This is a genomic window from Thiorhodococcus mannitoliphagus, from assembly GCF_010915725.1.
Lineage (GTDB): Bacteria > Pseudomonadota > Gammaproteobacteria > Chromatiales > Chromatiaceae > Thiorhodococcus > Thiorhodococcus mannitoliphagus.
Genome location: NZ_JAAIJR010000038.1, coordinates 15,242 through 29,273, shown reverse-complemented (window position 1 = coordinate 29,273; position 14,032 = coordinate 15,242). Strand labels below are relative to the sequence as shown.

Sequence of the window (14,032 nt, the reverse complement as noted above, 5' to 3'; positions counted from 1 at the left end):
GCTATTGGTTGGACAAAGCGACTGCGGTTTGAAAAGATAGCGCGCTTTGGCTGTCTGCGCCTTGATGCATCGGGACTCGTGATCGATCACCCGTCTGGACTTGCGCTAAATCGTGAACGATATCTTAGTTGCCTTTGCGCTCATGCTCGTCATCGAGGGTATTTGGCCCTTTCTCAGCCCCGGCACCTTCCGTCGCATCCTCGCGATGATGGCGCTCGAGGGCGAGCGGCCACTCAGAATCGGTGGCTTGCTCAGCATGCTCCTCGGCGTCGGCCTGCTCTATCTCGTTAATTGAAGAATATCCATGAATGAGGAACGGTGGCTGTTACCAGCCGGCATCGAAGAGGTGCTGCCTCCACAAGCTCGGGTGATCGAGTCCCTGAGGCGCGAATTGCTCGACCTCTACGCGAGCTGGGGCTATGAGATGGTCATTCCCCCGTTCATCGACTATCTGGATTCCCTGCTCACCGGCACCGGTCAGGATCTCGACCTCCAGACCTTTAAACTGACGGATCAGCTCTCCGGCAAGCTGCTGGGTGTGCGCGCGGACATGACGCCGCAAGTGGCGCGGATGGACGCGCATCATCTCAGGCGGGAGACGGCAACGCGGCTCTGTTATCTCGGGACGGTGCTGCACACCATGCCTGACGGTTTCGGCGGCAGCCGCAGTCCGCTGCAGATCGGAGCGGAGATCTACGGTCACTCGGGAATCGAGAGCGATACCGAGATTCTGCGCTTGACCCTCTTGACCTTGCAGACCGCCGGCATCGGCGAGTGCTATCTCGATTTGGGTCATGTCGGGATCTATCGCGGCTTGGCACGGCAGGCGAGGCTCGATGCCGCACAGGAGCACGCGCTTTTCGGCGCCCTGCAGCGGAAGGCGCTCCCCGAGATCGAGGCATTGATCGACGGCTTTGGGATCACGGGTGCGCCCGCCGACATGCTGCGGGCGCTTGCCGAACTCAACGGCGCGGACGCCCTGAAGCAGGCGGACACGCTGCTGCGTGGGGCGGACGCCCAGGTGCGGGAGGCGCTCGATTACCTCCATGCGCTCGCGGACGAGCTTGGCCGCTGGCTGCCCGAGCACTCCTTTCACTACGATCTGGCCGAGCTACGCGGCTACCGCTACAAGACGGGGGTCGTCTTCGCTGCATTCGTTCCTGACTGGGGATTGGAGATTGCCCGTGGTGGTCGCTACGACGATATCGGCCAAGTTTTCGGTCGCGCGCGTCCCGCTGTTGGCTTTAGCACCGATCTGAAGGGGCTCTTGCGTCACTGCTCTGGGCTTGAGGAGCGCTACCACAGCAGCACAGCGGTCTACGCGCCCTGGTCGGCCGATCCCTCGCTGCGCGAGGCCGTCGAGCAGCTGCGCACCGCAGGTCGACGCGTGATCAATGCGCTCCCCGGACTCGACCAAGACCCAGGCCAGCTCGGCTGCCAGCAGGCGCTGGTGGAGCGGGACGGGCGCTGGGAGCTTGAGAACATCGACTGAATAGACACTGAACTAGGAAACCTGATTGATGGGCAACAACGTCGTCGTAATCGGAGCCCAATGGGGCGATGAGGGTAAGGGTAAGGTCGTCGACCTGCTGACTGACCGCGCAGCCGCGGTGGTGCGCTTCCAAGGTGGCCACAACGCGGGCCATACCCTGGTCATCGACGGTACCAAGACCGTGCTGCATTTGGTCCCCTCGGGAATTCTACGCGACGGGGTGCGCTGCCTCATTGGCAATGGCGTCGTGCTCTCGCCAGAGGCCCTCTTCGAGGAACTGGATATGCTGGAGAAGGCCGGCGTCCCCGCGCGTGAGCGTTTGGGGATCAGCGCCGCCTGTCCCTTGATCCTGCCTTATCACATTGCGCTGGATCAGGCGCGCGAGCGCGCGCGTGGCTCCAAGGCCATCGGCACGACCGGCCGTGGGATTGGCCCTGCTTACGAGGATAAGACCTCGCGGCGCGGCATCAGGCTGGGCGAACTGCTGGACGCCGAGCACTTCAAGGAGCGTCTGCGCGAGGTCTTGGACTATCACAACTTTGCGCTCGAGCACTACTTCAAGACCGATACCGTCGACTACGCGGCCGTGCTCGATCAGGCCTTGGCACATGCCGAGGCGCTGCGTCCCTTGGTTGTGGACGTTCCCGGCTTGCTGCATGAGCTGCGGGCTCAGGGCAAGGACGTCCTCTTCGAAGGTGCGCAAGGCGCGCTTCTCGATATCGATCATGGCACCTATCCCTACGTGACCTCCTCGAACACCACGGCCGGCGGTGCGGCTTGCGGCAGCGGGGTCGGTCCGCGCGATCTGGACTATATCCTTGGTATCGTCAAGGCATATACGACTCGTGTTGGCGCTGGGCCTTTCCCGACGGAGCTGCAGGACGCCGTTGGCAATCGTCTCGGCGAGCGGGGCAACGAGTTCGGCGCGACGACCGGCCGCAAGCGTCGCTGCGGCTGGCTGGACATGGTCGCGCTCAAGCGCTCCTTCGCCATCAACAGCGTTACCGGCATCTGCATCACCAAATTGGATGTCTTGGATGGCATGGAGACAATTAAGATCTGTACCAGCTATGACATGGACGGTGACGAGCTGACCGCTCCGCCCGTTGGCGCCGATGCCTTCGAGCGCTGCAAGCCTCAGTACATCGAGTGCCCCGGCTGGCAGGAGTCCACCGTCGGAGCTGCCTCCATGGAGGATTTGCCTGCCAATGCACGCGCTTACCTAGAAAGGATCGAGAAACTCAGTGGTCTGCCGATCGATCTGGTTTCGACCGGGCCAGATCGTCTCGAGACCTTGATTCGTCGTCATCCTTTCGACGTTTAGCTGCTTCCCTGTTGTCGGCGCACAGGGATAGGTGCGCCAAAGGCGTGTCAAAGCCGCTTCCGGCGGCGACTAGGCGACTTCTGTGTTGATCGACATCGCTTCCCGGGCCTCGATCATCCCTTCGCCCAAGTCGGCCAACGCATGCGTCGTCAGGCCATCTTGGCCTGACAGAATCAGGGCTGGAAGCCCTGACTACGCAAGGATGGCCAGCAGCTGGACCGAACGATGATCAAGGCCGCTTCCCGTCCTAGCGTGGTCTGGTTCTCCTTAGGTTGTCGAACCGCTTGGGGTGGACCCATTCCTGCGCGATCGCGTATGCCTGGCGCCGCAACGCCGGCCGATGAATTGATGCCTCGACTGTGGGACTATTCCCATTCTTGCTGCGCATCCCGCGCTCGGCCTCAAACTCAGGTTTAAGAACAAGGCATCAGCTATGGAGCCTCGACAGCAACCGGACGATTGGACCCAAGCGGATACGCCGAAGGTCAAGATGGACGACTGGAGCGTCGCGGATCTCATCGATTTCGAGTACTACCTTGATGCCGATGAGCGCGAACTGCGTGAGAACCCCGCGTCGCGCAAGGCGTTGGCGGATCGGGACAGATCCCTTTACTTGGACGAGATCGAAGGACACACCGAGGGGCAAGCGCCGCACGCTCCGGGACATCGTCGGCTCAGCCTTCGCCTCTGGCTCAAGTCGAGGCGCAATGGCGAGGATCCCAGCATTCGTGGGCTCCTGCCAGGCAATGCCTTCGGCGCCGCGCAGCGTCTTGGGAGCTATGGCCTGGCCGCCTTGGGCTTCCTGCTTGGAATCGGGGTCGCGTCGGCCCTGCTCAACTATGACGGCCGTGCGCCTGTCAGCGTGCCTTGGTTCGTCTTTCTGCTGGTGGTGGTCCAATTCGGCATCGTTCTGGCCGCAGTTTGGACCTGGCTGCGTCGCGCCTTGCGCCGCGACAAGCCGTCGGTCGATGAGTCTTGGCTTCTCGGCTACGTCATTCGGCCGTTCGTCATACGTGCGGCGAATTGGCTGCAGCAGCAGCGGCTCTCCCACAGCCCGAACGAGATCCGCGAGCGGGCGCTGGCGACGCAGGGTTTGCTGAAGTCTCAGTACGCGGTCTACGGCTCGGTGTCGGTCATGCCGCTCGTCATCCTTGCCCAGGTCTTTGGTGTCGCCTTCAACGTCGGTGTCGTCATCACCGCCATTGCGCTCGAGTGGTTCACGGATATCGCCTTCGGCTGGGGGACCTCCTTGGCGGCGCATCCTCAGACTATCTTCGACATCGTTCGCGTCATTGCATCGCCCTGGAGTTGGCTGTTCGGGGAGGGCGTGGGCTATCCAACCTTGGAGCAGATCGAGGGCTCGCGGATCTACATGGAACAGTGGGCGTCTTTCGCGCCTGGATCCAGGCCGGATCCGGAGCACCTGAGGTCTTGGCGCTGGTTCCTGGTGCTCGCGGTCACGACCTACGGCTTGCTGCCGCGTCTCATCTTGCTTGGCGCGTCCATGCTCGCACAGCGCCTTGCCTTGTCTCGATTGACCTTCACGCATGGCCGGATTCAAGCGCTCTATGCGCGCATGCTGACGCCGCGACTGGACATCGAGAGCAAGTCTTCCGGACAGGGCGTGGAGATGCCTATCCCCAGCCAGCTGGGACCGAGCAAGCCGAGGTCCGGGCTGATCGGTCCCTTGACTGAGGGCAAATCAGCGGTCGCTAAGCGTCCTTGGCGGGAGGAGACGCCGGCGAAGATCCGTCGGGGTCCGTTCAAGCCTGCCCCAGTAAAGGACGAGCCTGCCCCAAAAAGCGATGAGAAGGGTCTTAGCGAAGAGACCAAACCTAGAGAGATAACGTCTGAGCTGCGTGATCCGGTAACTGCGGCGCCGCAGGTCCGAATGCCCGATACCTCTGCCCAGGAAGGATCGCGCGAGCCTGCTCAGGAGGCTTCTGCCGCCGAGGTTTCTCGGGTCGAGCCGTCGTCAGAGGTAGAGACGCCAGCGACATCGGAAAGGCCCGAGGTGGTCGAGCAGCCAGCTGCGGAAGCGTCCACCCAGGATGGGAGCGCGACGGAGATCGAAGCGGTCCAGGCGAGTCCAATCCCTGAGCCGGAGCCTGAGCCTGAGCTTGAGCCGGAGCCTGAGCCTGAGCTTGAGCCGGAGCCTGAGCCTGAGCTTGAGCCTGAGCCTGAGCCTGAGCTTGAGCCTGAGCCGGAGCCGGAGCCGGAGGTCTCGGCCGAGGCTGGACAGGAGCCCAGTTCGTCCGTGACCGATCAGGAAGACGGGTCTGCCGAGGTTGAGGCAGCGCTTCCGCTCGAGGAGCAGGAAGAAGGGGTTCCCGCTCCTGAGACCTTGGAGGTTGCGGAGACTCCCAGCGCTGCGGACTCAGTCGATGTCGTCGAGCCGTCCGAGGCGCAAGTCGAGCCTTCGTCGGTCGAGCCCGAGGTCGAGGAGGCCGCCGATCCCTCTGTCGATGACGTCGATCCAGATGACGTCGAGCCGTCCTCGGTCCAGTTCGAGGCCGAGATGCCTGAGGCGAGCGAGGAGGCTGAGGTCGCGGAAGACCGCGAAGCGCTTGAATCGACCGAGGTCGAGGATGCTGCCGAGTCCTTCGAGTCGCAGGTCACCGAGCCTGCACCTGAGCAACCCCCGGAAGCGCAGGAAGAAGAGGCGTCAGCCGAGATTGGGCCGTCGGTCGAGGAAGAGGAGCCTTTGGAGTCCGCCAAGCTCCAAGAACCTGAGCCTGAGCCTGAGCCTGAGCCTGAGCCTGAGCCTTCAGAGGCTGAGAGACCGGCGACGGAGCTGCAAGAAACAGCAGAAACGCCTCTCGAGGAGCCTTCAGAGATCGAGGTTGAGTCGCCTCGGGACGAATCCGAGCAGCAGCCGGAGCCTGAGGCGACGCTTGAGAGCGCCTTCGTTGAGACTGCCGAGGCGGAGATCCTCGCAGAGCCGGAGGCTCCAGTCGCAGCACCCGCGCGCCCAGAGACGCCCGAGGCGTTGACGGATGAGCCACAGCCGCTGGATCAGGTGGAAGTCGCTCCACTGGAAGCTGAGCCTCCGGCTGCGGGCGGAGAGCAAGAGGGTGCTCTGGTCTTCGCTCCAGACGCCTGTCTGCTCTTGGTCCACGTCGATGTCGACGATGTCTTGGAAGAAGAAGACCGACCGCGGCTCGAAGAACTGCTGCTCAGCCTCAGCGGCTGGCGCGTCGGAGCCTATGCGACTTTCGGCGCTGGAAGCGCCATGACCGCCCAGGCCATTGCCCTGCTAGACGAGATCGACTGGCAGGCGCCGCCGCCGCGTGTCGCGGTGCTGCAAGATGGCTCCCAACCGCCCATCACCGAGAACTTGATCTTCCTGCGCGAGCTGAGGGCGAGGGCGGGGCAGCACGCCCAGCTGCTCCTGTCGCTGGTTGGAGATCCAGAGGATGAGGATCGACTGCCGCCAGTCTCGAGGTTCGATTACACGGATTGGCAGCGTAAGATCGACCAGATGGCGGACCCCTATCTGCGTTTAGAGATGCTGGCACCCTCGAGTGAGGAAGGAGAAGTCTGATGGCGGCGAAGATACCGCGACTGGCCATCATGGGGCACCCTAACGCCGGGAAGTCCTCCGTAGTGGCCACTTTGACTGAGAATGACTGCATCGCGATCGACAAGCGTGCGGGCACCACGACCGCTTCCGATGTCTATCCGGTGGTGATCGATGGCCGCACCGTTATCGAGTTCATCGATACGCCCGGCTTTCAGAATCCCAATGCCATTCTAGAGTGGTTCCAAGCGAACGAGAACGAGCGCGACCTGGCCAAGTCCTTCGTCAAGGCGCACCGGGCCGATCCGCTTTACGCGCACGATGTCGCGCTCCTTGAACCGGTCGCCGATGGTGCCGGGATCATCTTGGTCGTCGATGGCTCCAAGCGCATCAAGGAGAAGGACAGGGTCGAGATCGAGTTGCTGCGGCTCACCGCGCGCCCGCGCATGGCGATCCTCAACAATTTGAGTAATCAGAATCGCCACATGAGCCTCTGGCAGGATGCCCTGAGCAAGGCGTTCAACTCGATTCGCGATTTCAACGCCCATCGGGCGACCTATGCCGAGCGCATTCGTTTGCTGAATGCGCTAAAGGCCATCGACCAGCGCTGGGAGCCGCAGGTGGAGGAAGCGGTGGACGCCTTTGAGCGTGACTGGGAGCGCCGCACCGATCAGGCCGTCGGCACCATCATCACGCTTCTCAAGGACGCGCTCTCCTTCAAGGCGTCCAAGACGGTCAAGAGCGGCAAGGTGATCTTTCAGAGCGGACGGGATCGGGTCAGGGAGGAAATTACCGCAGAGTTCGAGGACGGACTGCGCAGGCTTGAGAGAGACGCGCAGGAGCAGATCCGCGCTCATTTTCGCCACAACGTCTGGAATGTGAAGTCCGACTCACTGCTCGGTCAGGACTTACTGTCAGAGGAGGTGGGCCAAGCACTGGGGCTCTCGCGGCGGCAGCTCGCCGTGGTCGGTATGGCCGCTGGCGCGGCCTCTGGTGTCACCCTGGATCTCGCGACCGCGGGACATTCGCTTGGCACCGGGGCGCTGCTCGGTGCGGCCACTGGCGGTTTCCTCGGTGTCATGGGTGGTAAGGCCCTGGCGAAGCTCAACATCGAGCGCGCCCCCAATACCCACGTCTTCACCATCGGACCGGTGTCGAATCCGCGTTTTCCCTTTGTTCTGCTCGATCGCATCGTGCTCTATTGCGCTAGGGCGATGAATTGGGCGCATGGGCGTCAAGCTGCCGACGAGGACGCGCCTGACAGGGTTCCCGAAAAGGATGTCGTCAAGCACGGCTTCACGGAAGAGCTGTCTGCTCAGGAGCAGCGCACGCTCGCCAAGTTCTTCAACGCGGCGCGGCGCGGCAAGGAGTCTGATCTCGAGGAAGACTGTGTCGAGATCATCAAACGCATCCTGCATGGGGTGTCATTGAGCGAGATCGATAGCCGCAGTCATCTGTGAGCTTGGCGGTTGCCAGCCGCCAGCCTAGCGCTTTCTCGGTGAGCGGCTGATCGGCTCGGGCCTCGCGCGATTACCTGAAATTGCACGGCGACGAGGCGGCCTTTGCCAAAGCCTGTCCATGGAGCCTTGCAGACCTGATGTCCGCCGACTTCTGGCCGGATTGAGTGAGCGAGTGAAGAGCGACGAGATCCTATCCATCGACCAGGCGCATGCCTGGCATCCCTATACGTCCACCATCGACCGTGACCCCGTCTATCCGGTAAAGGCGGCTAGAGGCTGCGAACTGGAACTGATGGACGGGCGCGTGCTGATCGACGGCATGGCCTCCTGGTGGTGCGCCATCCATGGCTACAACCATCCGGTACTCAACCAGGCGGCGCGCGAGCAGCTGGATGTCATGTCGCATGTCATGTTTGGCGGGCTGACCCATGCGCCGGCGATGCGGCTGGTCAAGTCGCTGGTCGACCTCTCGCCCGAGCCGCTTGAGTCCGTTTTCCTCTGCGACTCTGGCTCGGTGTCCGTCGAGGTCGCGATCAAGATGGCCTTGCAGTTCTGGATCTCCTCCGGGCGCCCAGAGAAGCATCGCTTGATGACGATCCGCTCCGGCTACCACGGCGACACCTTCGCAGCCATGTCGGTCTGTGATCCTGTAACGGGGATGCATCATCTCTTCAGCCGCGTCCTGCCGCAGCAGGTCTTCGCCCCGGCGCCGACATCCAGATTTGGCACCGCCTGCGCCGCGGAGGATATCGGCGCCTTCACGGCGCTGATCGAGCGCCATCATCGGGAACTGGCGGCCGTCATTCTCGAGCCCATCGTCCAGGGGGCGGGCGGGATGCGCTTCTACAGCGCGGAATATCTGAGTCAGGTCCGCGCGCTGTGCGATGGCTTCGATGTACTCCTGATTGCCGACGAGATCGCGACCGGCTTCGGCCGCACCGGTCGTCTCTTCGCCTGCGAGCACGCCGACATCGCCCCGGACATCATGACCCTCGGCAAGGCCCTGACGGGTGGCTATCTCACCCTCGCGGCGACCTTGGCCTCGCGCCGCGTGGCCGACACCATCTCCTCGGGCGAGCCGGGCGTCTTCATGCATGGCCCGACCTTCATGGGCAATCCGCTGGCCTGCGCCATTGCGAACGCCAGCATCGAGCTGCTGCTATCTGGCGACTGGCAGGCCAATATCCAGCGGCTGGCCCGCATCATGGCGGCCGGTCTCGAGCCTTGTCGTGGCGCCGATGGCGTCGCGGATGTCCGCGTCCTCGGCGGGATCGGAGTGGTCGAGATGGAGCAGCCGGTTGGGATGCGCGAGATTCAGCGCCGCTTCGTCGAGCGTGGTGTTTGGGTGCGACCCTTTGGTCGGCTCATCTACCTGATGCCGCCCTATGTCATCACGGACGCCCAGCTCGAGCACCTTTGCGGCGCGGTTCGCGCAGTGGTCGGGGCTTCTTAGAAATCGCCATCAAGATCAGTCTGGGTAAGTATGCGTTGCCGGAACCCTACGCCCAATTCATAGAGCGGGAATTGGCGACCAACGCGTTCGGGATATTGCCGATTACGCCCCGGCATACCGCGCAGTTGACCGACTTGCCTTTCCATCATCGGGATCCGTTCGAGCATCTACTGATCGCGCCGTCGATGGCCGAAGAGATACCGCTGGTGAGCTGCGACGAGAATTTCGATGCTTATGGTGTCTCCCGAATATGGTGATTCAGAGATTCAATCGTGATGGCAACCCTGAACTTCAACACCACCAACTCGACGTTTCGCCAATTATTGGGCAACGGATTGAGTTATCGCGTGCCGCCCTTTCAGCGTGATTATTCCTGGAGCGAGGATGAATGGGACGATCTGTGGCAGGACATTCTGGCCCTGTTCGAGGAGGACGGAGAGTCGTCACACTACATGGGATACCTGGTGCTGCAATCCTCGAACAGCAAGGAGTTCGACATCATCGATGGACAGCAGCGCCTGACCACGCTCAGCATCATGATCCTGGCGGCGCTGGGGTCTCTTCAGGATCTGGTGGCCGCCAAGCTCGACCCGGAGAACAATGCCAAGCGCAAGGAGCAGCTCCAAAACAGCTATATCGGCTATCTCGATCCGGTCAGCCTGGTGCCGCGTTCCAAACTGGAACTGAATCGCCATAACAACCGCTTCTATCAGACCTATCTGGTTCCGCTCGAAAAACTGCCGCAGCGCGGTCTGAACGCCTCTGAGCATCAATTGCGCAAGGCGTTTCATTGGTTCAAGGAGCGGATCAAAGCCTATGTGGGCATGACCGCCACGAGTGGCCGAGAGCTGGCCGGCTTTCTCGATCAGTTGGTCGATCAACTCTTCTTCACGGTGATCACCGTCACCGACGAACTCAATGCCTTCAAGGTCTTTGAAACGCTCAATGCCCGTGGGGTCCGGCTGTCGGCGACCGATCTGCTCAAGAATTACCTGTTTTCGGTCGTCAGTACGCCGAACACCCATGAAACCGAACTCAAATCTCTAGAGGAGCGTTGGGAACGCATCGTTGGGTTGCTCGGCAGCGAGAGCTTTCCGGAGTTTCTGCGGGTCTTTTGGAACAGCCGTCACAAGCTGGTGCGCAAGTCCGATCTGTTCAAGACGATCCGCAAGCGGATTACGAGTCGGGAGGCCGCGTTTCAGCTTCTGCGCGATCTCGATCAATCGGCATCCGTCTATGCCGCTTTACGTGACCCACAAGACGCCTCCTGGAACCGCGAAGAGAAGCAGGCCCTTGCACAGCTCTCGATGTTCAATGTCCGCCAGCCGCTGGCAATGCTCATGGCGTGTCATGCCAGGTTCCATGAAGTTGAGCGGAGTGCATTCACGCGCATTCTGACCGCCATCGCGGTCGTGTCGTTCCGTTACAACGTGATCTGCAATCTCCAAACCCATGAGCAGGAGCGCCTCTATAACGACATCGCCTGGAAGGTGTCCAACGGAACCCTCATCCATGTCCATGAGGTGATCGCCTCACTGCGAGAGATTTATCCCGACGACGCCCAGTTCAAATCCGCATTCACCGAGAAGGAACTGCGGACGACGAACAGCCGGAACAAGAAAGTCGTTCGCTATATCTTCTTCGAGATCGAGCGTCAGCGATCTGGGCAAGATTTCGATTTTGAAAGCGCCACGTACAATCTTGAGCACATCCTGCCTGAGTCGCCATCCGACGCTTGGTCGCATCTCGAAGAGGCAAAACAGGATCGCTTGATCTATCGGATCGGCAACATGACACCGCTGGAGACGAACCGGAATCGCGATCTGGGTAATCGCGATTACGCCGCAAAACGACTGATCTACCAAGACAGTGGTTTCCACATCACGAAGGCCATTGCTGAGCACTATGATCGCTGGGATGAACAAAAAATTGAATCCAGGCAACAACAACTGGCCAACATCGCCGCCGGTATCTGGAGAATCGACTTTGGAGGCTAGTTTTGGACAATCGCGTCGCCCAGGCACTGACCAAGCTCTTCGAGCGACACCGCATCGTCTTGTCGGACGACACCAAGGAGGAGCTGCGCGGCGACTTCGATGCGCTGACGCTGCCGGGCATCGAGAAACTCGAAGTCAAGAACAACGAGTACGGCCTGAAGTACCGCATCCTGCGGGAAGAACCGGAGCAGAAGTTTTTGCTGTACCGAGAGGGGCCGCAACCGGACGATCTTGATAACTGGCTGCTCGACGTGCAGTTGGCCGCAGGCGAGTTTCGTGCCGACCAGGCGGCGCTGTGGCTTTCAGAGCTTGACCTGGGGTTTGAGTTCGCCGACGTGGTGCAGTCTCACGCGGAGTTCTTTCAGGCGATCAAGCGCAAGGAGGCGCTCAGGAAGCTTCTGAAGCCTGAGGATACGGCCGGCCTGATCTGGCTGGGAAATCGACATCATTCGCGGAGAGATGTGCTCCGACGCCTACGGCTTCGTGGTTGACTATCTCGCGGAAATCCTGCGCTCGCTACGCAATCACGAACTCGATTCTGGACGCTCTAGAATCCTTGAGGGCGCAAAATGCTTGCAGATGAGTCAAATTTCGATGAAGCGTCCGACCATCCAAGGCCGTCGGTATCGGTATCGGTATTGGTATCGGTATCGGGGCGTTGATCATTGGGCTGCCTAGTTTCAGGTAAAGCGACGTGGGAGCGGCGCCTCGCCGCGATCGCGCGCCCGTCGCGGCGGGGCGCCGCTCCTACCGAGCGCGCGCTTGGATCGCAGGATGATCGAGGCCGATGTCGGTATCGGTATCGAACCGAGGATAGCGATTCCGATTCCGATAGCGATCCCGATGGCGTGACTCGTCGGTCTGAGGCGAAGCCTCGCTAGAAGTATCGTTCCGGCGCTGAATCAGAGGGCGTGGCCGAGGCCTCACGGAAGCCGTCGTTGGGGATCTCGAACTCGCGCAGGCTGTGCTGATGGCCGCCGAAGAGATCGTTGCGCAGTGTTTCGACGGCTTTGATCCATTGTGTGGATTCGGCGCAAGCCCGAGCGTCGCGCTCTTCATTGCGGCAAACGCGGATAGCGTCCCCGTCGAGCGTGAAATGCACACCGGGCAAAGGGCGAATCGACGCCTCGCCCTTGGCTTGTTGCGCGAGACGCAGCATGGTGGGCCGCTGATCGTCGAGCAGGTCGAGGATGAGGGCCGGGAGCTGGTAGGCGGGTACATCCCCAACGGCGACAGGGCCACGCTTGCCGTCGATGACGATCAGTGGGGTTTCGGCCAGGGTGCGGAACATTTCATCCTTGAGTTCACCGCGCCGCTTGGCGAGCAGGCCCGATTCGGTATAGCCGCCGAAGTTAGGCGTGAGCGCAGGCAAGTGGTCGCCGAAGAGGACGATGAGCGCATCCGGATCGGTCTCTCTCAGCCTCTCCAAGAACGCCATCAGCTCACGCGACTTGTAGTAGATGGTATTGGCGTAGGCGGCGACCACCTCGTGGCCTTCCGCCGCCTCGATGACGGCGGGCCGCTTCGCGTTGAGCGGGTAGGGCAGGTGCCCGAAGTAGGTCAGGACGTAATTCAGCATCGGTCGCCCAGCGCTCAGCTCCGGGCCGATCCGCTCAAGGATCTGGCGATAGAGGGATGCATCGCTCAGGAAGGAGCGGTTCATGTCGTCCATCTGGAAATCCTTGTCCGCCAGATAGGTCTCGAACCCGATGCGCCGATAGGCGTTGACGCGATTCCAGAAAGATGCCGCGTTGGGATGCGAGGCGATGCTGTGATACCCAACTTCGACGAGATGCTGCGGCAGACATGGCGCGTCGCGCCTGAGGCCCGTCTCGAAGTAGACATTGTTCGCCGTGACCGGGAAGCCGCAGAGTACCTCGAACTCTGTGTTGGCGGTGTAGCCCCCAAAGACTGGCGAGAGCAGATGCGATTGCTCGGTTGCGGCCCACAGCTGGCGGAAAGCCGGCGCGATAGGGTCGGCGGAGAGCCTGGAGGCCTCGAGCAACAAGGGGTCCCAAAAGGACTCGAGCAGGATCAGATGGACGTTGCGGCTGGGCTGGGTCTTGGTCGCGACCTTGAGCAAGCCGGCTTGGGACGGCGGATTCAGAGCGGTCAAGGCGTCTAGAACCTCCTCCTCGGTTGGCGGTGCCACGCGACGGGAGAGATTCCGCGCTGTCTCTTGAAGGAGGTGGATGGGGAGGCCACGCTTCTGATAGTTCTGCGGCTGGTTCCAAACCGAGTTACCGAATCTCTTGTCCAACTCGGCGGCAACCAAGCCGGGATAGCTCACCAAGAGTGAGACGGCGACGCCAGCGAGGCCGAGACCGACCCAGGCCCTGGGGTGTTTCCAGGCGATCATCCAGCCGAGCAGGAAGATGGGGACTGCCACGAGCAGGACGGCGCCGAGCAGCAGCCAGCCGTCCAGTAGCAGCAGCATGTTGCGCGCGGCGGCGAAATCGTCCGGCATGACCGGGGCGCCGAGGATGGCCAGCTTGGCGGCATTGCTCGCCGTCAGCGCGCTGAAGAGGACGCTCGCGGCAAGCATGAAAGGGGGCAGCGAGCGAGCGATCCCGAAGAGGATCGCGCCAATGATGAGATGCGCGGCTAGATCGCGGCCATAGGACGCATCCTCGGGCTTGACCTGGAAGAAGCCATCGATGGCCATCTGGGCCGCGAAGTACCAAATGACGACAAAGAGCAGCGCCGCGATCCAGGAGAGCGCGCCGCGCAGCAGAGGGTGTGAGACCTTGGGAAGTTTCACGCGATCAGGGACTGAATCCATGGTT

General features: G+C 61.6%; 11 protein-coding genes. 10 read left to right on the top strand and 1 reads right to left on the bottom strand.

Annotated elements, in window-relative coordinates:
* Nucleotides 1–112 precede the first annotated feature (112 nt).
* The 10 genes from G3480_RS11150 to G3480_RS29495 all read left to right on the top strand — a co-directional run bounded on the left by G3480_RS11150 (nt 113) and on the right by G3480_RS29495 (nt 11,924).
* The gene (locus tag G3480_RS11150) at nt 113–295 is read left to right on the top strand and encodes a DUF2065 family protein (protein ID WP_164653968.1); all 183 of its coding nucleotides are present in this window, start codon (nt 113–115) and stop codon (nt 293–295) included.
* A gap of 9 nt (nt 296–304) precedes the next feature.
* Nucleotides 305–1,492: an ATP phosphoribosyltransferase regulatory subunit gene (locus G3480_RS11145; protein WP_164653967.1), complete on the top strand. Its 1,188-nt coding sequence runs from the start codon at nt 305–307 to the stop codon at nt 1,490–1,492.
* A 28-nt stretch (nt 1,493–1,520) separates the two neighbouring features.
* A complete protein-coding gene (locus G3480_RS11140) occupies nt 1,521–2,816 on the top strand; it encodes an adenylosuccinate synthase (RefSeq protein WP_164653966.1) in 1,296 nt (431 codons plus the stop codon).
* Between the two features lie 433 nt (nt 2,817–3,249).
* On the top strand, nt 3,250–6,360 hold the full coding sequence (locus tag G3480_RS28320; protein WP_240905752.1) for a DUF2868 domain-containing protein: 3,111 nt from the start codon (nt 3,250–3,252) through the stop codon (nt 6,358–6,360).
* The gene (locus G3480_RS11125) at nt 6,360–7,796 is read left to right on the top strand and encodes a GTPase/DUF3482 domain-containing protein (RefSeq protein ID WP_164653965.1); all 1,437 of its coding nucleotides are present in this window, start codon (nt 6,360–6,362) and stop codon (nt 7,794–7,796) included. The genes G3480_RS28320 and G3480_RS11125 overlap by 1 nt, the downstream gene beginning before the upstream one ends.
* A 172-nt stretch (nt 7,797–7,968) precedes the next feature.
* On the top strand, nt 7,969–9,249 hold the full coding sequence (gene bioA / locus G3480_RS11120; protein ID WP_164653964.1) for an adenosylmethionine--8-amino-7-oxononanoate transaminase: 1,281 nt from the start codon (nt 7,969–7,971) through the stop codon (nt 9,247–9,249).
* Between the two features lie 71 nt (nt 9,250–9,320).
* Nucleotides 9,321–9,506 (top strand): type II toxin-antitoxin system VapC family toxin, encoded by a 186-nt coding sequence (locus G3480_RS11115; protein ID WP_164653963.1) that lies wholly within the window; start codon nt 9,321–9,323, stop codon nt 9,504–9,506.
* An 18-nt stretch (nt 9,507–9,524) separates the two neighbouring features.
* A complete protein-coding gene (locus tag G3480_RS11110; protein WP_164653962.1) occupies nt 9,525–11,246 on the top strand; it encodes a DUF262 domain-containing protein in 1,722 nt (573 codons plus the stop codon).
* 2 nt (nt 11,247–11,248) lie between these two features.
* The gene (locus tag G3480_RS11105; RefSeq protein WP_206171667.1) at nt 11,249–11,737 is read left to right on the top strand and encodes a hypothetical protein; all 489 of its coding nucleotides are present in this window, start codon (nt 11,249–11,251) and stop codon (nt 11,735–11,737) included.
* Entirely contained in the window at nt 11,706–11,924 is a 219-nt protein-coding gene (locus tag G3480_RS29495) for a hypothetical protein (RefSeq protein ID WP_206171666.1), read from the top strand. The genes G3480_RS11105 and G3480_RS29495 overlap by 32 nt, the downstream gene beginning before the upstream one ends.
* A 199-nt stretch (nt 11,925–12,123) precedes the next feature.
* Here the strand turns inward: G3480_RS29495 and G3480_RS11100 are convergent, their stop codons facing one another.
* The gene (locus G3480_RS11100; RefSeq protein WP_338114117.1) at nt 12,124–14,007 is read right to left on the bottom strand and encodes an LTA synthase family protein; all 1,884 of its coding nucleotides are present in this window, start codon (nt 14,005–14,007) and stop codon (nt 12,124–12,126) included.
* Nucleotides 14,008–14,032: the final 25 nt, after the last annotated feature.

What these genes read in the sequence shown, in the direction of transcription:
- G3480_RS11125 (WP_164653965.1), top strand. Translation starts at nt 6,360, where the DNA reads ATGGCGGCGAAGATACCGCGACTGGCCATCATGGGGCACCCTAACGCC.
- G3480_RS11110 (WP_164653962.1), top strand. Translation starts at nt 9,525, where the DNA reads ATGGCAACCCTGAACTTCAACACCACCAACTCGACGTTTCGCCAATTA.
- G3480_RS11145 (WP_164653967.1), top strand. Translation starts at nt 305, where the DNA reads ATGAATGAGGAACGGTGGCTGTTACCAGCCGGCATCGAAGAGGTGCTG.
- G3480_RS29495 (WP_206171666.1), top strand. Translation starts at nt 11,706, where the DNA reads ATGTGCTCCGACGCCTACGGCTTCGTGGTTGACTATCTCGCGGAAATC.
- G3480_RS11140 (WP_164653966.1), top strand. Translation starts at nt 1,521, where the DNA reads ATGGGCAACAACGTCGTCGTAATCGGAGCCCAATGGGGCGATGAGGGT.
- G3480_RS28320 (WP_240905752.1), top strand. Translation starts at nt 3,250, where the DNA reads ATGGAGCCTCGACAGCAACCGGACGATTGGACCCAAGCGGATACGCCG.